This window comes from Limnohabitans sp. JirII-29, from assembly GCF_003063395.1.
GTDB lineage: Bacteria > Pseudomonadota > Gammaproteobacteria > Burkholderiales > Burkholderiaceae_C > Limnohabitans.
This window is the reverse complement of record NZ_NESB01000001.1, coordinates 35,971-52,362: the sequence shown is the minus strand read 5'-3', so window position 1 is coordinate 52,362 and position 16,392 is coordinate 35,971. Positions and strand designations below refer to the sequence as shown.

The 16,392-nt window shown below is 55.8% G+C and carries 20 protein-coding genes; 9 read left to right on the top strand and 11 right to left on the bottom strand.

Annotated features, from left to right (window positions below):
* Nucleotides 1–49: 49 nt before the first annotated feature.
* On the top strand, nt 50–1,027 hold the full coding sequence (locus tag B9Z39_RS00270) for a GMP reductase (RefSeq protein ID WP_108300338.1): 978 nt from the start codon (nt 50–52) through the stop codon (nt 1,025–1,027).
* Nucleotides 1,028–1,082: 55 nt separating this feature from the next.
* Here the strand turns inward: B9Z39_RS00270 and B9Z39_RS00265 are convergent, their stop codons facing one another.
* Together B9Z39_RS00265 and B9Z39_RS00260 are read right to left on the bottom strand one after the other, a co-directional pair.
* Entirely contained in the window at nt 1,083–1,946 is an 864-nt protein-coding gene (locus B9Z39_RS00265) for an alpha/beta hydrolase (protein WP_108300337.1), read from the bottom strand.
* Nucleotides 1,943–4,105: a TonB-dependent siderophore receptor gene (locus B9Z39_RS00260; protein WP_108300336.1), complete on the bottom strand. Its 2,163-nt coding sequence runs from the start codon at nt 4,103–4,105 to the stop codon at nt 1,943–1,945. Before B9Z39_RS00260 ends, B9Z39_RS00265 begins: the two co-directional genes overlap by 4 nt.
* A 73-nt stretch (nt 4,106–4,178) precedes the next feature.
* Here B9Z39_RS00260 and minC point away from each other — a divergent pair, with 73 nt between their 5' ends.
* Genes minC through minE form a run of 3 tightly spaced genes read left to right on the top strand, consistent with a single transcriptional unit; the run spans nt 4,179 to nt 6,036 of the window.
* Nucleotides 4,179–4,922 carry a septum site-determining protein MinC gene (gene minC / locus B9Z39_RS00255; protein WP_108300335.1) on the top strand — a complete coding sequence of 248 codons (744 nt, stop codon included), beginning with the start codon at nt 4,179–4,181 and terminating at the stop codon, nt 4,920–4,922.
* A gap of 40 nt (nt 4,923–4,962) precedes the next feature.
* Nucleotides 4,963–5,778 carry a septum site-determining protein MinD gene (gene minD / locus B9Z39_RS00250; protein ID WP_100147036.1) on the top strand — a complete coding sequence of 272 codons (816 nt, stop codon included), beginning with the start codon at nt 4,963–4,965 and terminating at the stop codon, nt 5,776–5,778.
* A 3-nt stretch (nt 5,779–5,781) separates the two neighbouring features.
* Complete coding sequence (minE, locus tag B9Z39_RS00245) at nt 5,782–6,036, top strand: cell division topological specificity factor MinE (RefSeq protein WP_100147037.1); 255 nt, start codon at nt 5,782–5,784, stop codon at nt 6,034–6,036.
* Nucleotides 6,037–6,114: 78 nt separating this feature from the next.
* On the opposite strand, the gene B9Z39_RS17045 is transcribed toward minE, so the two are convergent.
* Nucleotides 6,115–6,285, bottom strand: coding sequence for a hypothetical protein (locus B9Z39_RS17045; RefSeq protein WP_199172976.1), 171 nt, complete (start codon nt 6,283–6,285; stop codon nt 6,115–6,117).
* Nucleotides 6,286–6,384: 99 nt separating this feature from the next.
* Between B9Z39_RS17045 and B9Z39_RS00240 the strand changes: the two genes are divergently transcribed.
* Together B9Z39_RS00240 and B9Z39_RS17210 are read left to right on the top strand one after the other, a co-directional pair.
* Nucleotides 6,385–6,993, top strand: a complete 609-nt coding sequence (locus B9Z39_RS00240) for a hypothetical protein (RefSeq protein ID WP_100147038.1) — start codon at nt 6,385–6,387, stop codon at nt 6,991–6,993.
* Entirely contained in the window at nt 6,990–7,115 is a 126-nt protein-coding gene (locus B9Z39_RS17210; RefSeq protein WP_255408417.1) for a hypothetical protein, read from the top strand. Before B9Z39_RS00240 ends, B9Z39_RS17210 begins: the two co-directional genes overlap by 4 nt.
* Before the next feature lie 71 nt (nt 7,116–7,186).
* Here B9Z39_RS17210 and B9Z39_RS00235 read toward each other — a convergent pair whose 3' ends face one another.
* Both B9Z39_RS00235 and orn read right to left on the bottom strand, forming a co-directional pair.
* Nucleotides 7,187–8,977 carry a DEAD/DEAH box helicase gene (locus B9Z39_RS00235; RefSeq protein ID WP_233248883.1) on the bottom strand — a complete coding sequence of 597 codons (1,791 nt, stop codon included), beginning with the start codon at nt 8,975–8,977 and terminating at the stop codon, nt 7,187–7,189.
* 196 nt (nt 8,978–9,173) lie between these two features.
* Nucleotides 9,174–9,755, bottom strand: coding sequence for an oligoribonuclease (gene orn, locus B9Z39_RS00230; RefSeq protein ID WP_108300334.1), 582 nt, complete (start codon nt 9,753–9,755; stop codon nt 9,174–9,176).
* A 54-nt stretch (nt 9,756–9,809) separates the two neighbouring features.
* Here orn and B9Z39_RS00225 point away from each other — a divergent pair, with 54 nt between their 5' ends.
* The gene (locus tag B9Z39_RS00225; protein WP_108300607.1) at nt 9,810–11,066 is read left to right on the top strand and encodes a M48 family metallopeptidase; all 1,257 of its coding nucleotides are present in this window, start codon (nt 9,810–9,812) and stop codon (nt 11,064–11,066) included.
* A complete protein-coding gene (rsgA, locus tag B9Z39_RS00220; RefSeq protein WP_100147040.1) occupies nt 11,063–11,950 on the top strand; it encodes a ribosome small subunit-dependent GTPase A in 888 nt (295 codons plus the stop codon). The genes B9Z39_RS00225 and rsgA overlap by 4 nt, the downstream gene beginning before the upstream one ends.
* A gap of 14 nt (nt 11,951–11,964) precedes the next feature.
* Here rsgA and B9Z39_RS00215 read toward each other — a convergent pair whose 3' ends face one another.
* The 6 genes from B9Z39_RS00215 to rpsP form a co-directional block, all read right to left on the bottom strand.
* Nucleotides 11,965–12,951, bottom strand: a complete 987-nt coding sequence (locus B9Z39_RS00215) for a CobD/CbiB family protein (protein ID WP_108300333.1) — start codon at nt 12,949–12,951, stop codon at nt 11,965–11,967.
* A 34-nt stretch (nt 12,952–12,985) separates the two neighbouring features.
* Nucleotides 12,986–13,660, bottom strand: a complete 675-nt coding sequence (locus B9Z39_RS00210) for a CoA pyrophosphatase (protein WP_100147042.1) — start codon at nt 13,658–13,660, stop codon at nt 12,986–12,988.
* Between the two features lie 72 nt (nt 13,661–13,732).
* The gene (gene rplS / locus B9Z39_RS00205; RefSeq protein WP_100147043.1) at nt 13,733–14,128 is read right to left on the bottom strand and encodes a 50S ribosomal protein L19; all 396 of its coding nucleotides are present in this window, start codon (nt 14,126–14,128) and stop codon (nt 13,733–13,735) included.
* A gap of 89 nt (nt 14,129–14,217) precedes the next feature.
* On the bottom strand, nt 14,218–14,979 hold the full coding sequence (gene trmD, locus B9Z39_RS00200) for a tRNA (guanosine(37)-N1)-methyltransferase TrmD (RefSeq protein WP_108300332.1): 762 nt from the start codon (nt 14,977–14,979) through the stop codon (nt 14,218–14,220).
* 21 nt (nt 14,980–15,000) lie between these two features.
* A complete protein-coding gene (gene rimM / locus B9Z39_RS00195) occupies nt 15,001–15,570 on the bottom strand; it encodes a ribosome maturation factor RimM (RefSeq protein ID WP_100147045.1) in 570 nt (189 codons plus the stop codon).
* 12 nt (nt 15,571–15,582) lie between these two features.
* The gene (gene rpsP / locus B9Z39_RS00190; RefSeq protein ID WP_100147099.1) at nt 15,583–15,834 is read right to left on the bottom strand and encodes a 30S ribosomal protein S16; all 252 of its coding nucleotides are present in this window, start codon (nt 15,832–15,834) and stop codon (nt 15,583–15,585) included.
* Between the two features lie 110 nt (nt 15,835–15,944).
* Here rpsP and B9Z39_RS00185 point away from each other — a divergent pair, with 110 nt between their 5' ends.
* Nucleotides 15,945–16,391 carry a TM2 domain-containing protein gene (locus tag B9Z39_RS00185; RefSeq protein WP_100147046.1) on the top strand — a complete coding sequence of 149 codons (447 nt, stop codon included), beginning with the start codon at nt 15,945–15,947 and terminating at the stop codon, nt 16,389–16,391.
* Nucleotide 16,392 lies beyond the last annotated feature (1 nt).

The window sequence follows — 16,392 nt, the reverse complement described above, 5'->3', positions numbered from 1 at the left end:
ACCAAGCCAAGCGCTCAATCTTCGAACGTTTTTTTCTGGAGCTTGGGATATGGAAATTTTTGATTACGACAACATCTTGTTGTTGCCACGCAAGTGCCGCGTGGAAAGTCGCTCAGAATGCGATGCTGGCGTAGAACTCGGCAACCGCAAGTTTCGCTTGCCCGTGGTGCCCGCCAACATGAAAACCGTGGTGGATGAAAGCATCTGCCTGTGGATGGCACAAAACAACTATTTCTACGTGATGCACCGCTTCGATCTGGACAACGTCCAGTTTGTGCGTGACATGCACGCCAAAGGCGTCTATGCCTCGATCTCTTTGGGCGTGAAAGTCCCCGACCGCGCCACGGTGGATGAACTGGCAGCCGCAGGCCTGGTGCCCGAGTACATCACCATCGACATTGCCCATGGCCACGCCGACAGCGTGCGCGACATGATTGGCTACATCAAGTCCAAGTTGCCCACCAGCTTTGTGATTGCTGGCAACGTGGCCACGCCTGAAGCGGTGATCGACTTGGAAAACTGGGGCGCTGACGCCACCAAAGTGGGTGTGGGCCCTGGCAAGGTGTGCATCACCAAGCTCAAAACCGGCTTTGGCACAGGCGGCTGGCAACTGTCAGCGCTCAAGTGGTGTGCCCGCGTGGCCACCAAGCCCATCATTGCCGACGGCGGCATTCGCAGCCACGGTGACATTGCCAAGAGCATCCGCTTTGGCGCCTCGATGGTGATGATTGGTTCGTTGTTCGCCGGTCACGAAGAGTCCCCTGGCAAAACGGTTGAAGTGGACGGCGAATTGTTCAAAGAGTATTACGGCTCAGCATCAGACTTCAACAAGGGCGAGTACAAGCACGTGGAAGGCAAGCGCATTTTGGAGCCCATCAAAGGCAAGCTGGCCGACACACTGATCGAGATGGAGCAAGACGTGCAAAGCTCGATCAGCTATTCCGGCGGCACCAAGCTGATGGATGTGCGCAAGGTGAACTACGTCATCCTGGGTGGCGACAACGCAGGCGAACACCTGTTGATGTAAGCGGCACCACGCCCCTCAAACAGCCTGCTGTGCCCTCGCACCGCAGGCTGTTTTTTTAGGCCATCAGATCCAACGTGAGTTGGTGCAAACGATGACCGGGTTGCGCAAAGGCCTCGACGATGCTGAAGTGTTGCAAGTCAGGCAAGGCCTCCGACACGGGCACGCGTTGTTTGCCCCAGGCCTGTTGAATCAACAGGTTGTGACGCAAGAACTCCGCACTCTCCAAAGCACCAGCCACGGTGTAGAAACGGCCCGCCTTGGGTGCTAGCATCCAGGCGGGGCTGCAGCGCAGCGCATCTTTCGGGGTGAGATGCAGGTCAGACAAAAACGGCGTCAAGCGCACCGATTCCAACTCGAACAGGCCTGAGATCGACATGGCGCGTGGCACCAAATCTGCGGGCAAGTCTTTGGCATAAGCCTGCCAGTGGCAGGCCAACAGCATGGCCGCCAAGTGCCCACCCGCCGAATGTCCCACCACCGTGATGCGACTCGGGTCACCGCCAAAACGCGCAATGTTGCGCCATACCCAAGCCAAGGCCTTGACCATTTGCAAGCTGATGTCTGGGATGGTCACAGCCGGGCACAACGCGTAATTGGGCACCACGACGCAAGCACCTTGCGCCGTATAGGCTGGGGCCACGAAGGAGTGATCTGCTTTGTCCAGTGAGCGCCAGTAGCCACCGTGAATGAACACGAGCACGGGTGCCCCCCGTTTGGCTGTCGGCTTGTCCGTCGGGAAAATATCAAGGGTTTCGTTCGATCCCCGTCCATAAGCCACGTCTTGGAAGCAACGTGTTGTGGCACGCGTTTTCTGTGAGGCCTCGCGCCAATGCGCAAAGTGTGCTGCATGCTCCGGCACCAAGGCTCGGTTGTTGTACATGCGGTCTAGCCATGCGCCATCTGGCGGGGTGGAACTCATAATTTTTTCTCCAAACGAATTTGCACGCTGGTCCAACTGCGGTCACGCGTGCTGCTACTCTCGACGCCACTGTAACTGCGATCGGTCACGTAGTTGCGTGGGTCGAGGTTGCTCAGGGTCAAACGCCACGAGGTGGTGGCGTCAACCCGCCACAAGCCGTACAGGTCCATCACCCGCTTTTGCGACACAGTGATGAACTCCGGGTCACTCAAGTGCGTGGTGTATCCGGGGTTGTAATTGATGTTGCCGCCCACCGTCAGGGGCATGCTACGCAAACGGTAGTCACCACCGAGGTTGGCCGTCATGTCGGGCTGCTGGTCGAGCCGATTGTTGGGCCCCACCACACTGAGCACGCGTGAACGGTAAAAGCTCACATTGCTGCGCACATCCACAGGCATGGCTCCCTCGATCCATTGGTCCAGCCGAAATTTGGCCTCCAGCTCCACGCCTTCGGTCACGGCTTGGCTGAAGTTTTGTGGGGTGGAGACCCAACGATTGCCATACGTCGCGTCTTGCACGGTAACGTTGCGGATCAGGTTTTGAATGTTGCGGTGAAAGACTGAAGCACTGAGCACGCCGCCCTGGGGCAAATACCGCTCCAAGGCCACGTCAATGCCTGTGGCCAATTCAGGTTTGAGGTTGGGGTTGCCAATGCGGTCGGGATTGGTGGGGCCGTTGCTGCCCCCCAGAGCATCGTCGCGCGAGCGCACGTAGCGCGCCAGCAGAGTTTGCATGTTCGGCGTTTTGAAGCTGCGCGTGAGGCTCATGCGCACTTGGTCGCGACTCTCTGGGTTGGGCTTCCACAACGCGTGCAAGAGCGGGGTGAAGACGCTGCTTCGGTTGACTACATCACCGCTGGTGGTGTTGCCCTCTGTCGTGAGTTGCTCATAGCGGGCACCTGCGTGGGCAGACCAGTGCGGGTTGAGTTGCCACTCGTCTTGGGTGTAGGCAGCAAAGCGCATTGATTGCGCTTGCAAGTCGGCATCACCGTCGGCATAGGTGGCAGTGGCGTTTTGGGTGCGGCGCACAGCCTCCACTTCAGCACCACTGACCCACTGATGCCCGCCCCCCAACACGTGGGTGTATTTGCCGTTCAGGCTGGCAGAACGGTCTTTGGTGAGCGTGGCTTCTGACAGGGTGGAGGTGTAGACCGAACCGGAGCCTGTGGGTGTTTGTGTGAAGTTGCTTCGGCTGTCCCAGCCCCCCACGTTGAATTTCCACTCCATATTGCTGTCGGCACTCAGTTTGCGGCGCCATTGACCGTTCATACGCGCCAAACCAAAGTGGTTGTCGTTCAAGGTGCTGGCACTGTCGTAAATGCGCGCGGCATTGTTGGTGCTTTGGTCTAGCGCGATGCTGCCAGGGGTGGTGCCATGAGACACCACCAGAAAAGGCATGAGGGTGAGGCTTTCTCCTGGGTCGCCTTTCCACTGCAAGCGCGCGGTGGTGTTGAGGCCTTCACGCACGTAGTGGCTGTCACTGACACGGTTGCGCTGCAAAGGGCCAGACACACGATCGAGTGAGGATTCGCTGTGATCAGGGGCTGCATAGCGGTTGACCGACAAGGTGTAGTTGCTGCTCCAGCGTTCGGTCTCTTGGTATTTGGTGATTGATCCGTTGGGCGAGGCATATCCGCCTTGCCATGAAGACCCGACTTTGAGTTCCGCCGGCATGCCGCGGCGGCCCTCACGGGTGATGATGTTGATGGTGCCCGCAATGGCTTGTGCACCGGTTTCGGCAGTGGGTGCGCGGTAAATTTCAACGCGTTCAATCATCTCGGGGGTCAAAGACTCCACCGAAAAACCCGGCGGCACGCGCTGGCCATCCAACAAGATTTGGGTGTACCCCGCACTCAACCCTCGCATGCGAACGCCAGAACCGCGCCCAGGGACGCCGCCCAAGGTGATGCCGGGCATGCGTTTGAGGACTTCGCCTAAATTGGCATCGCCTTGGCGTTCAATCTCCTCGCGACCAATGACAATTTTGCTAGCCGTCGATTCGCGACGCTGCTGCGTGTCGTTGTCACGTCCGCTGGTGATTTCGACACGACCCAAATCTTGGACTGGCGCAGCAGGTTGTTGTTGTGCATGGGCACAATCTACGCTCACTGCCAAAGGGAAAGACCACAGCAAGTGGCGCAAAAAATGGGGTGTTGTCATTTCAAAAAGTTTACCGGTTGGTGAAAGCCCTTGCCGTGTAAAGTCTGGGTTTTAATTTTCGTTTGCCCGAACCATGAGCCACGCTGCTGCGCCCCACGCCTATGAGATCAAGAGCGCCTCGCTGCCTTTGGTTGCTTTTGTCCTCAAAACACATGACCTGTCTGCGTTGGAAGCCGATTTGACACGTCGGCTTGGAGACACGCCCGATTTCTTTGACAACGACCCGGTGGTGATTGACCTCAGCAACCTGGAACAACCCGATAGCGCCTTGGACTTTGCCGCCATCTGCGTGCTGCTGCGCAAGCACCGCATGGTGCCTGTGGCAGTGCGTGGTGGGCAGCCACACCACATCGCCAACGCTCAAAGCGCCGGCTTGTTTGAAGCACGTGACTTGAGCTCACAAAAAGCAAGCGCCTCGCGCGTGGAGACTGTGATTCAAGAGGTGATTCGTGAGGTCGAAGTCGTGCGTGAGGTGCCCGCCGAGCACATGGGTGCGATGGTGATCGACAAGCCCTTGCGGTCTGGCCAGCACGTGTATGCCAAGGGACGTGACTTGGTCGTGCTGGCCATGGTCAATCCAGGCGCAGAAATCATGGCCGATGGACATATCCATGTGTATGCGCCCCTGCGTGGCAAAGCGATTGCAGGTGCACGCGGCAACGAAGAGGCGCGCATCTTCACTTTGTCGCTCGAAGCTGAATTGATTTCTGTCGCAGGCACTTACCGCACCAGCGATACGCCACTGCCGCCTGAGGTGGCGGGTAAACCGGCGCAAATCTCTTTGCTGGGTGATAAGTTGGTGATGCAGCGGCTGTAAAATTGCCGATTGATTTTGAGAACAACCAAAGGCTTATTTCATGGCAAAAATCGTTGTGGTGACATCTGGCAAGGGCGGCGTAGGCAAGACCACGACCAGCGCCAGTTTTTCCTCTGGCTTGGCGTTACGCGGTTTCAAGACAGTCGTGATTGACTTTGACGTCGGCCTGCGCAATCTGGATCTGATCATGGGCTGTGAACGTCGCGTGGTGTACGACTTCATCAACGTGATCAACGGAGAAGCCACGCTGAACCAAGCCTTGATCAAGGACAAGCAGTGCGACAACTTGTACGTGCTGGCCGCTTCGCAAACACGCGACAAAGATGCGTTGACCAAAGAAGGGGTTGAACGCGTTCTGACCGAGCTCAAAGGGATGGGCTTTGACTACATCATTTGCGACTCACCTGCCGGCATTGAAGTGGGGGCCATGATGGCCATGCACTTTGCAGACGAGGCCTTGGTGGTGACCAACCCTGAGGTGTCTTCGGTGCGTGACTCAGACCGCATCTTGGGCATGCTCAGCAGCAAAACGCTGCGCGCCATTGAGGGTGACACACCCATCAAAGAACACTTGCTGATCACACGCTACAACCCAAGCCGTGTGGAAGAAGGCCAGATGCTCTCGCTGGAAGACATCCAGGACATTTTGCGTATTCCTCTGATTGGCGTGATTCCTGAGTCAGAGACGGTTCTGACAGCCTCCAACCAAGGTTTGCCTGCCGTTCACTTGGTCAATACCGACGTGTCGGAAGCCTACAAAGACGTGATCAGTCGCTTCTTGGGCGAAGATCTGCCGATGCGTTTTACGGAACACGTCAAGCCCAGTTTCCTGAAACGCATTTTTGGTGGGAAATAAGTCATGTCCCTCCTGTCTTTTTTACTCGGCGAAAAGAAAAAAACTGCCAACGTTGCCAAAGAACGTTTGCAGTTCATCCTGACCCACGAGCGCACAGACCGCAACACGCAGCCAGACTATTTGCCTGCCTTGCAACGCGACTTGGTTGCCGTTTTGTCAAAGTACGTCAAGATCAACCCCAGCGACATCAAAGTCAATGTGGAGCGTCATGACAATTTGGAAGTGTTGGAAGTCAAGATTGAGTTGCCTGACGCTTGACGCGACACAACTCACAAACTAAAAAAACAAAGCGTCCCTCGGGACGCTTTGTTTTTTGGTGTCGCACGCAACAGCGGATCAACCGCCCTTGCTTGAGCGTTTGCCCGGATTTTTCTTGCTGCGAGTGGCAACACCGCGCTCCAGACTGATGCGTTGGCCACGACCACCGGTGCGTGGCGTGGTGCCAGGCAAGGGGGTAGGAGCAGGTGTGCGCTTGCGGTCGGCTTCGGTGACGATTTTGTTGCCCATTTAATTTTCCAGAGATAGGTTTAAAACCCTATATTAGGCCACAGGTTGACCCTGATTTACACCGCCCTGCACGCATAATCTGTCTAAACAAAGGTCTCTATGAACCCCAAAATCAGCGAACTGCTAGATCGTATCCGCGAGATCGAGCACCAGATTGAGGAAGAAACCAAACGGCGACGCGCCGAGTTGCAAGCCGATTTTGAAGACAAACGTGTGCGCTTCGAGCGAGAGGTCTTGGCGCAACACCGCCGCTTCAAAACAGGCTTGCTCAACTACATGATCACGGCCAACTGGCTGAGTGTGTTGACAGCTCCGCTGATTTATTCCGTGTTGGGCCCTTTGTTGCTGCTGGATGTGTTCGTGACGGTGTACCAGCGCGTTTGCTTTCCCATTTATGGCATTCCATGCGTCAAACGCAGCGATTATTTTGTCTATGACCGCACCCACTTGGCGTATTTGAATGTGATCGAGAAAGTCAACTGCGCCTATTGCTCGTATGGCAATGGCCTGATGGCCTATGCACGCGAGATCGTGGCGCGCACCGAAATGTATTGGTGCCCCATCAAGCATGCGCGCAAAGTGCTGCAGGCACATCCCTATTACGCTGGTTTTGTGGACTATGGTGATGCCCAAAGCTACCAACGCGAGCTAGAACGGCTGCGTGCTCAACTGAGTCAACTTGATCGAAACAAGGAAGAGAATTCTTGAGCGAAACGTTACCGAATTCTGAGTGGTTGGAAGCATTCACCTGGATGCTGTATCGATTGGCCACCTATGCGGTGATCAACTTGATCGACGATGCAGCCATGTTGTCATTGATCTTTGTCTAAGTGCTGAGCGCACATGAAAAAGGCCAGTTGCCGAAACAACTGGCCTTTTTAGAGCAAAGAATGCTCAGCGCTTAACGGTCAAAGCGTGGTTTGGGGCTGCGTTTTTTAGCATCAAAGCCACCACCACTGAAAGGCTTGCCTGCCGGACGGGCAGGCTTGTCAAACGGGGTGCGACCGGCTTCAAAACCAGCCTGACGTGGGCCACGTGCAGGACGGTCATCAAAGCTGCGTGGGCCTGCGGGATGGGCAAAGCCTTGACCGCCACCGAAACCACCACGACCTTGGCTCTGACCTTCGCCAAAACCGCCACGAGGTGCGCCGCCTTGACGGGCCTCGAATGAATTACCGGCTTTGCGGTTATCGAAACGGTCGTTGCCGCCGAAACCACCACCACCACCGAAGTTGCCACCACGGCGGCCGTCAAACTTGCCACCACCTTTGCGCGGTGCGAAGTCACGCCCGCGCTCGACGCGTTGGGTCGGCTCCATGCCTGGGATCACTTCAGCTGTGAACGGCTGGCGTGTGTAGGCTTCGATATCAAAGATTTTGCGTTTGTCGCGGAACTCAGCCAACGTCACGGCCAAGCCATCACGACCGGCACGGCCTGTGCGGCCAATGCGGTGGGTGTAGTCTTCCGACTTCATGGGCAAGCCAAAGTTGAACACGTGGGTGATGGTGGGCACGTCAATGCCGCGAGCGGCCACGTCGGTGGCAACCAGGATTTGAACTTGACCTTGGCGCAGTGCCATCAAACGGCGATTGCGCAAACCTTGACTCAAAGCACCATGCAATGCCACAGCGGAAAAACCGTCTTGTTGCAAGTCATTGGCCAAGCCATCGCACTCGATTTGGGTGCTGGCAAAAACAATGGCTTGGTCAATCGTGGTGTCGCGCAAGAGGTGATCCAACAGGCGGCGCTTGTGCGCTGCGTTGTCGGCCCAGTGCAAGATTTGGCGAATGTTGTTGTGCTTTTCTTGAGGCGAGTCGATTTGCACACGTTGGGGTTCACGCATCACACGTGTTGCCAATTGCTGAATGCGCGGCGCAAAAGTGGCGCTGAACATCATGGTCTGGCGACGTTGGATGGTGAGTTGGTTGATTTCAGCCAAGTCATCCGAGAAGCCCAAATCCAACATGCGGTCAGCCTCGTCGACCACCAAGAATTGAACTTGATCCAGCTTGATTTGCATCGAGCGCTGCAAGTCAAGTAAACGACCTGGGGTAGCCACCACCAAATTGGCGTTTTGCAGCTTGGCGATTTGCAGTTGGTAAGGCATGCCACCCACCACGTTGGCCACGCGCAAACCACGGCAGTGGGTGACCAAGCCGATGGCATCATGCGCCACTTGCTGAGCCAACTCACGGGTTGGGCAAACGATCAAAGCGCCAGGCGTTGGCGCCTTGAAGTTGCGTGGATTGGTCGGATCTTTACGGCGTGCACGCTTAGGCGCAGGCTCGCCTTTGGCAGCGGCTTCGGCCACCACGGCTTCCCATTCAGCCGTTTCTTGGGCGTCTTGGGCGTGCATCTGAGCAATCAAGGTATTGAGCACAGGCAACAAGAAAGCGGCTGTCTTACCGCTACCGGTCTGGCTAGACACCATCAGGTCGTTGAACTTACCGGCTGCGCCGTCGTTCATGGCCAATGGAATGGTTTTGGATTGCACGGTGGTGGGCTGGGTATAACCCAGGTCAGCCACTGCAGCGATCAACTCAGGGGCCAAGCCTAAAAGTTGGAAACCATTAGGCGCAGCAGGCGCCATAGGCTCGTCAATCACCTCAGTCTCAGGCGCAAGCGCTAAGTCGTCAGTAACAATGGAAAGATCAGCTGGCACAGCAGTGCCCAGCTCAAAAGAGTCGGTCATTTTCACGTCCGCTCGCATTGATGCAGCGGCTCCGTCGAGGGTTGAACAACATCAACCATCAAACGAAGTTCTACGCCGTGCTCGGCGCGGGCGGCTCACTGTGTGAGCCCTTGTGTGTGAGGTAGATGTGCGATGAAAGCGAACACGTGTTTCATGTTGCAATCTGTATTGTCGCACAAATTCGGGAAAACCCGAGTTAAAGTTTCAAGAAGTGTTCGCGGTAGTGCATCAGCTCATCGATGGACTCGTGCACATCAGCCAAAGCGGTGTGCTTTTGTGCTTTTTTAAATGCATTGAACACCTCAGGCTTCCAACGACGAGACAGCTCTTTCAAGGTACTCACATCTAAATTACGGTAGTGAAACCAGGCTTCCAATTTGGGCATGTACTTGTTCAAGAAGCGACGGTCTTGACCAATGGTGTTACCACACATGGGCGAAACACCTTTAGACACATAGGGCTTCAGAAAGGCAATGAGTTGCTCCTGTGCCTGCTCTTCCGTCAAGGTCGAGGCTTTGACTTTGTCGATCAAACCACTCTTTTTGTGTGTGCCTTTGTTCCAAGCGTCCATCTTGCCCAACAGCTCATCACTTTGGTGGATCACCAGCACTGGCCCCTCGACACGGGGAGTGAGGTCGGGACCAGTCACGATGATGGCTATTTCCAGCAATCGCTCACGATCAGGATCGAGTCCACTCATTTCACAATCAAGCCAGACCAAATTCAGATCAGATTTCGCCAAGCTTGGCACAGGGGTGGGGGAAGACACTTCAGACATGGGGAGAGATTGTCACCCATCGCCACGACACGTTCATCTAAACTCCCCCACATGATGAATCCTTCTCTTTCGATGTCTGTCGCGCTCGCTGTGGTTTTGCTGGCTAATTTGCTCACCAAACTCTGGCTGAGCGGGCGTCAAGTGCGCCATGTGGCACAGCACCGCCAGGCCGTGCCGGCAACATTCGCACACACGATTTCATTAGATGCACATCAAAAAGCGGCGGACTACACCTTGGCCAAGGCACGCGTGGGCTTGATTGACATGGCATTGGATGCAGTCCTGTTGATGGGGTGGACCTTGCTGGGTGGTTTGGATGCACTCAACCAATTGACGCTGAATTGGCTGGGTGCAGGCATGACCCAGCAACTGGTGTTGGTGGTGAGTTTTGCGTTGATCGGTGGCCTAATCGGTTTGCCCCTGACCTTGTATCAAACCTTTGGCATTGAACAACGTTTTGGCTTTAACAACACGACGCCCGCTTTGTGGGTGAGCGACATGCTCAAAGGACTGTTGGTGGGGTTGGTGTTGGGTCTACCCATCTTGGCATTGGTGTTGTGGTTGATGGACACGGGAGGTGCCACCTGGTGGCTTTATGCCTGGGGCGCCTTGGTGGCCTACCAATTGCTGGTGATGTGGATTGCACCCAATGTGATCATGCCTCTGTTCAACAAGTTCACCCCCTTGGAAGACGCCACCTTGAAAGAACGCGTGACTGCATTGATGAACCGCGCGGGTTTCACTGCCAAAGGTTTTTTTGTCATGGATGGCAGCCGTCGTTCCGCCCATTCCAATGCGTTTTTCACAGGCGTGGGATCAGCCAAACGGGTGGTGTTCTTTGACACCTTGTTGGCACAACTCAATGCCGATGAAATGGAGGCTGTGTTGGCGCACGAGCTAGGACATTTCAAGCACCGTCACATCTTGAAAATGATGCTCACCAGCTTTGCTTTCAGCTTAGGTGGCTTGGCTCTGCTGGGCTGGTTGTCACAGCAAGTGTGGTTCTACACCGGATTGGGGGTGTCTCCCAATTTAAACAGCAGCAACAGCGCGTTGGCATTGCTGTTGTTCATGCTGACACTTCCTTTGGTGACTTTCTTTGTGTCCCCGTTATCGGCGCGTCGATCACGGCGTTTTGAGTTTGAGGCTGACGCTTACGCAGTGGCCAATAGCAATGCCCAAGCATTGGGCAGCGCTTTGCTCAAGCTGTACCAAGACAATGCCTCCACACTCACACCCGATCCTTGGTTTGTGACGTTTTATTACTCTCACCCACCGGCTTCACAACGCTTGGCGCGGATCGCCGCATGACGCTCAGCGGCTTGGTGATTGCCACCCACGGACGTCACTGTGTGGTGGAAACACCTGACGGCGAGCGCCGCATTTGCCATCCTCGGGGCAAAAAAAGTCAGGTCGTGGTGGGCGACCGGGTTCAATGGCTGGCCAGTGAAGATGAAGGGACGATCGAAAAAGTCGAACCACGGCGCAATTTGTTTTACCGACAAGATGAAGTGCGCACCAAGTCTTTCGCTGCCAATTTAGACCAAGTACTCATCTTGATCGCCGCAGAGCCTGAGTTCTCGGAGATGCAACTTGCGCGTGCTTTGATTGCCGCCGAGGCAGAACATATCACCCCTGTGATCGCCCTGAACAAACGTGATCTGACCGTTTTGTTTGAAAGAGCCTTGGCTCGCTTGCAACCTTATGTGGCCATGGGTTACACCGTGTTGTCACTCGCACTTAAGACGGGTGATTTAGGTGACTTGCCCGAACGCCTGAATCACAAAACCACCTTGGTTTTAGGCCCCTCAGGCACCGGAAAGAGCACCTTGATCAATGCTCTGATTCCCAACGCCAACGTCGCCACGGGGGAAATTTCGCACGCGCTCAACTCTGGCAAACACACCACCACGGCAACCACTTGGCATTGGGTCGATGGTGAGCGCACAACGGGCTTGATCGACTCACCAGGATTCCAAGAGTTTGGCCTACACCACATTGATGCCATGCAGCTGGCTGCCTATATGCCTGACTTCAAACCCCATGTGGCGCATTGCAAGTTTTACAACTGCACGCATTTGCATGAGCCCAGCTGTGGGGTGCGGGATGCCGTGGAAAACGGATCCATCAACGCCTCGCGCTACCGTTTGTATGGCTTGTTATTTGCAGAGCTGACACAGCCCGCTCATTATTGAAACGTGGACGGTCTCTAACCGAGCAAACGTGCCAAGGTCAACAAAGCCAGCAGAACCATCCACAACACCACGCTGCGCCACACCAAGCCCACCACACTGGGCAAATGTGCCAACTCAGGGGCTCGTCCTGGCGTGCTTTCGCTATCTTGCGACTCATGAGGTTCGTCGCTCAACAACATGCCACCACGTTCGGCTTGTGCATTCAGGGCTTCGCCCCCTAAGCGCACATTCAACGCACCCGCCGTGGCAGACAAGACCACGCCATCGTTGTCATCTGGAAATCGCTGTGCATGCGTACGCCAGCAATCGATGGCCTCTTCGAAATTGCCAACCACCGCGAAGGCCACGGCAGTGACGCGTGCGGGCAGCCAGTCCACCCGATGCCAGGCTGTTTGTGCGGCCATTTGCAAGGGCTCGCTGACCCAGCCTTTTTTAGGCTGAGATGACGCCTGCCACGAACGCGAGACCCAAGCACTCATGCGATAAAACACGGCACCCGCAGGCCCAAAGCCCAAAGCAGCCAACACAGAGAACCAAGCCAGCACACCGAACACATGACGATGTGCGGAAAGCACTGAGTGCTCAATCACATGGCGCAGCAGTTCACTGCGGGGCAAGCTGCCCACCGACACGTGCTGCCATTGCGCAAGCAGTTCGCGGGCAAGTCGTTCGTCACCAGCATCCAGAGCATCACGAATGTCTGTGAAATGGTGGCTGAATTGACGAAACCCCAAAGAGGCATAGAGCACACACACGCTCCACACCATGGCCACAGGCCAGCCCAAAAAATACAGCAACAGCCAATGCACAGACAGTGTCACTAGCGTCGGTACACCGACCGCCAAGGACCAAGTGGTCCAGGCCAATTGATGGTGCCCAGCATCCAAAGTTCGACTGATCCAAGAAATCCAGCTACGCAACAAACGACGCAACCAGTTGTCCGAGGACAAGGGACGGGCTTGTTCAATCAACAAAGCAAAGAGCAGGGCCAAAAAACTCATGGGTCGATGATAGCGGGACGCTCCAACCTCTAAATCAGGCCTGCAAAAAACGGTAGAAGTTGCGCAACATGCCCGCAGTGGCGCCCCAAATAAAGCGCAAGTGCGCGCCATCTTGGTAGGGCATAGAGAGCCATTCCCGATGAAACCCCTCATGCTCCACACGATGCCAACGGTGGTTGGCAGGGTCCATCAAGAACGCCAAAGGCACTTCAAACGTATGGGCCACCTCAAAAGGGTTGGGCTGCAAGGCCATGTCTGGAGAAATCAACGCAACAACTGGCGTGACGTGAAAAGCAGACCCCGTGATGTAGATCGGCAGTTGCCCCAATACTTTCACATGGCGAGCCTCCAGCCCGACTTCCTCATGTGCCTCACGCAGGGCGGTCGCAGCAGCATCCACATCCTCGGGATCTGACTTACCCCCGGCAAACGCAATCTGCCCTGAATGGGTCGACAAATGCGCTGTTCGCTGCGTCAGCAACACTGTGGGCTGGTCGCGCATCACCACCCCCAGCAAGACAGCGGCGTGAGCTGGCTCACGGTCCATGAATCGACGCTCACGCACCAGCTCAGGCTCCCACAAGGGCGGGTGTGCAAATCTCGCAACCAAAGCCTGTGGCGTGAGTTGATCTGGTGAAACCGCCGGCAAATGCTGATCCACGCGAATCACGGGAACTTGCAGGGGATCGAACAAGGGGGGTTTAGACATAGAAAAAGCCACCGCAAGCTTTCACTTGGGGTGGCTTTGTGGGTAGCAAACAGCTGACGAGGTAAAACCTGCTTACTGCGCTGCGGCGGCTGCCTTGGAGGCCGCTGCCGACTTGCTGACCAACTTTTCTTTGATGCGAGCCGATTTGCCGCTGCGATCACGCAAGTAGTACAACTTGGCACGACGCACATCGCCCCGACGCTTGACTTCAATGCTTGCAATCAAGGGGCTGTAGGTTTGGAAGGTACGTTCCACACCTTCGCCGCTGGACACTTTACGCACCGTGAAGCCACTGTTGAGGCCACGGTTACGTTTTGCAATCACCACACCTTCATAGGCCTGGACACGCTTGCGGGTGCCTTCAACCACGTTGACGCTCACAATGACTGTGTCGCCAGGTGCGAATTCGGGGATGGTTTTACCGAGGCGAGCAATTTCTTCTGCCTCAAGGGTTTGGATCAGGTTCATGTTTTCCTCTAAAGATCTTGATCGCGCTACACAAAAGGCTTCTGGCACGGTGACAAGAAGCGGCCGATCAGAGGATCGAAAGCCCATGATTATAGCTGTTTCTTAGCCGCCAAAATGGCCTCGTCTACGGCACTGAGCCGATGGGCCGCACGTGCCGCTTCAATCAACTCTGGGCGCAATTGCGCGGTCAACCGCAAACGCTGGTCGCGTCGCCAACGTTCAATGTGCACATGATGCCCCGATAACAGCTCAGAGGGCACGCCCTGCCCTTCCCACACCTCAGGCCGTGTGTAGTGCGGACAGTCCAGCAAACCATCCAACGCCGGGTTGAAACTGTCTAATTGGTGGCTACCTTCGTCATTGAGGACGCCGGGTTGCAGACGCGCCACGGCATCCAGCAAAGCCATGGCGGCCAATTCACCACCAGAGAGCACAAAATCGCCCAAACTGAGTTGGGCGTCCACATGCGCATCAATGAATCGCTGGTCAATACCTTCATAACGACCACACAGCAAGACAGCACCCGCACTGTCGGACCAGCGCTGCACCAAAGCATGAAGCATCAGATCGCCCGTGGGTGAAAACAGCAGCAAAGGCGCGACCTCGCGGTTTTGTCCTCGATCGGCGCGGATGGCGTTCAAGCAAAGCAACAATGGCTCGGCCATCATCACCATGCCTGGGCCGCCACCGAAGGGCCGATCATCCACGCGGCGGTAGTTGCCTTGTGCGTAATCACGAGGATTCCACAACCTCACCACAACAGCACCCGACTCGTAGGCGCGACGGGTCACACCGGTTTTCAAAAACGGCTCAAAAAACTCAGGGAACAACGTGATGACGTCAAAACGCACGAATAACCCCAGCCGAGCGCATCAGTAATCGGGCTGCCAGTCAGCGGTGATGCGACGTGCGGCTAAATCCACCGCATCAATATACACACCGACAAACGGAATCATGCGCTCTTTGACGGTATCGCCTTCGGTAAAGCTCAGAACCAGCACTGTTTGCGGACCGGTATGCAACAACTCTTTGACTTGCCCAAGGGCAACGCCTTCACGGTTGACGACATCCAACCCGATCAAGTCCACCCAGTAGTACTCGTCGGCATCTGGGGTGGGAAAACTAGAACGGGCGACAAAAATACGCGCGCCTTTGAGGGCTTCAGCAGCCGTTCGGTCTGAGACGGCTTGGGCACTGGCCACGACCGTATCGGAATGTTCTTTGGCTTCAATAATTTTCAGAAGCAGGGTGCCAGCGAAAGTTTTGGCACCTTTTTCAGCGGGCAATAAAAACCAACGCTTGGAAGAAAAAAGCGCTTCCGGAGAAGCGCTGTAGGGCAGGACCTTGAACCAGCCCTTGATGCCCCATGCATCGGCGATGCGCCCGACTTCCACGGCGTCTGCAGGTAAATCTGCAGGCTCCAAGCCCAGGGTCATCGCCATGCCTGTGGTCGATTAAGCGGCTGCTTTGGCAGCTTGCTTGATCAAACGCTCGACCGTAGGCGAGCACTGTGCGCCCACACCAGTCCAGTGGGTCAGACGATCTTGCGCAATGCGCAGGCCCTCTTCACCGCCTTTGGCGATGGGGTTGTAAAAACCGATACGCTCGATGAAGCGACCATCGCGACGAACGCGCTTGTCTGCCACAACAATGTTAAAAAACGGACGGGCTTTAGAGCCGCCGCGGGAGAGTCGAATGACGACCATGATGAATCCTTCGGGTGGGTGGGTGTTTTCAACGTTTGAGACACGCGCTAAGGCCACCCGGCCTGCGACACGCTGAAAAGCTCTCCATTATAGCCGTCTACACTGATGCCATGAAAAACAAAACCATCGCCGCTTGGCTGACCTTCCTGGGTGGCCCCTTGGGACTGCACCGCTTTTACCTGTTTGGACTCAATGACACCTTGGGCTGGCTGCTGCCCATACCAACGGCACTCGGACTCTACGGGATCGAGCGGGTGCAAGAAAACGGGCTGGATGACATGGCCAGTTGGTGGCTCATCCCCATGCTGGGTTTCACGATCGCGGCCTGTGCCCTCAATGCCATTGTGTATGCCTTGATGACGCCAGAAGTTTGGAATGCCAAATTCAACCCAGTGGCTAACAGTGACGACCCAGCCGGACAAACCAACTGGGGAACCATTGGGGCCATCGTGGTGTCACTCATGATTGGGGCCACAGCACTGATGTCCAGCATCGTGTTCAGTGGTCAGCGCTACTTCGAATACCAAATCGAAGAAGCGCAGAAAATCTCGCAGTGAC

Coding starts and splice junctions, on each gene's coding strand:
- B9Z39_RS00270 (WP_108300338.1), top strand. CDS start 50: ATGGAAATTTTTGATTACGACAACATCTTGTTGTTGCCACGCAAGTGC.
- B9Z39_RS00265 (WP_108300337.1), bottom strand. CDS start 1,946: ATGAGTTCCACCCCGCCAGATGGCGCATGGCTAGACCGCATGTACAAC.
- B9Z39_RS00260 (WP_108300336.1), bottom strand. CDS start 4,105: ATGACAACACCCCATTTTTTGCGCCACTTGCTGTGGTCTTTCCCTTTG.
- minC (WP_108300335.1), top strand. CDS start 4,179: ATGAGCCACGCTGCTGCGCCCCACGCCTATGAGATCAAGAGCGCCTCG.
- minD (WP_100147036.1), top strand. CDS start 4,963: ATGGCAAAAATCGTTGTGGTGACATCTGGCAAGGGCGGCGTAGGCAAG.
- minE (WP_100147037.1), top strand. CDS start 5,782: ATGTCCCTCCTGTCTTTTTTACTCGGCGAAAAGAAAAAAACTGCCAAC.
- B9Z39_RS17045 (WP_199172976.1), bottom strand. CDS start 6,285: ATGGGCAACAAAATCGTCACCGAAGCCGACCGCAAGCGCACACCTGCT.
- B9Z39_RS00240 (WP_100147038.1), top strand. CDS start 6,385: ATGAACCCCAAAATCAGCGAACTGCTAGATCGTATCCGCGAGATCGAG.
- B9Z39_RS00235 (WP_233248883.1), bottom strand. CDS start 8,977: ATGACCGACTCTTTTGAGCTGGGCACTGCTGTGCCAGCTGATCTTTCC.
- orn (WP_108300334.1), bottom strand. CDS start 9,755: ATGTCTGAAGTGTCTTCCCCCACCCCTGTGCCAAGCTTGGCGAAATCT.
- B9Z39_RS00225 (WP_108300607.1), top strand. CDS start 9,810: ATGAATCCTTCTCTTTCGATGTCTGTCGCGCTCGCTGTGGTTTTGCTG.
- rsgA (WP_100147040.1), top strand. CDS start 11,063: ATGACGCTCAGCGGCTTGGTGATTGCCACCCACGGACGTCACTGTGTG.
- B9Z39_RS00215 (WP_108300333.1), bottom strand. CDS start 12,951: ATGAGTTTTTTGGCCCTGCTCTTTGCTTTGTTGATTGAACAAGCCCGT.
- B9Z39_RS00210 (WP_100147042.1), bottom strand. CDS start 13,660: ATGTCTAAACCCCCCTTGTTCGATCCCCTGCAAGTTCCCGTGATTCGC.
- rplS (WP_100147043.1), bottom strand. CDS start 14,128: ATGAACCTGATCCAAACCCTTGAGGCAGAAGAAATTGCTCGCCTCGGT.
- rimM (WP_100147045.1), bottom strand. CDS start 15,570: ATGGCGATGACCCTGGGCTTGGAGCCTGCAGATTTACCTGCAGACGCC.
- rpsP (WP_100147099.1), bottom strand. CDS start 15,834: ATGGTCGTCATTCGACTCTCCCGCGGCGGCTCTAAAGCCCGTCCGTTT.
- B9Z39_RS00185 (WP_100147046.1), top strand. CDS start 15,945: ATGAAAAACAAAACCATCGCCGCTTGGCTGACCTTCCTGGGTGGCCCC.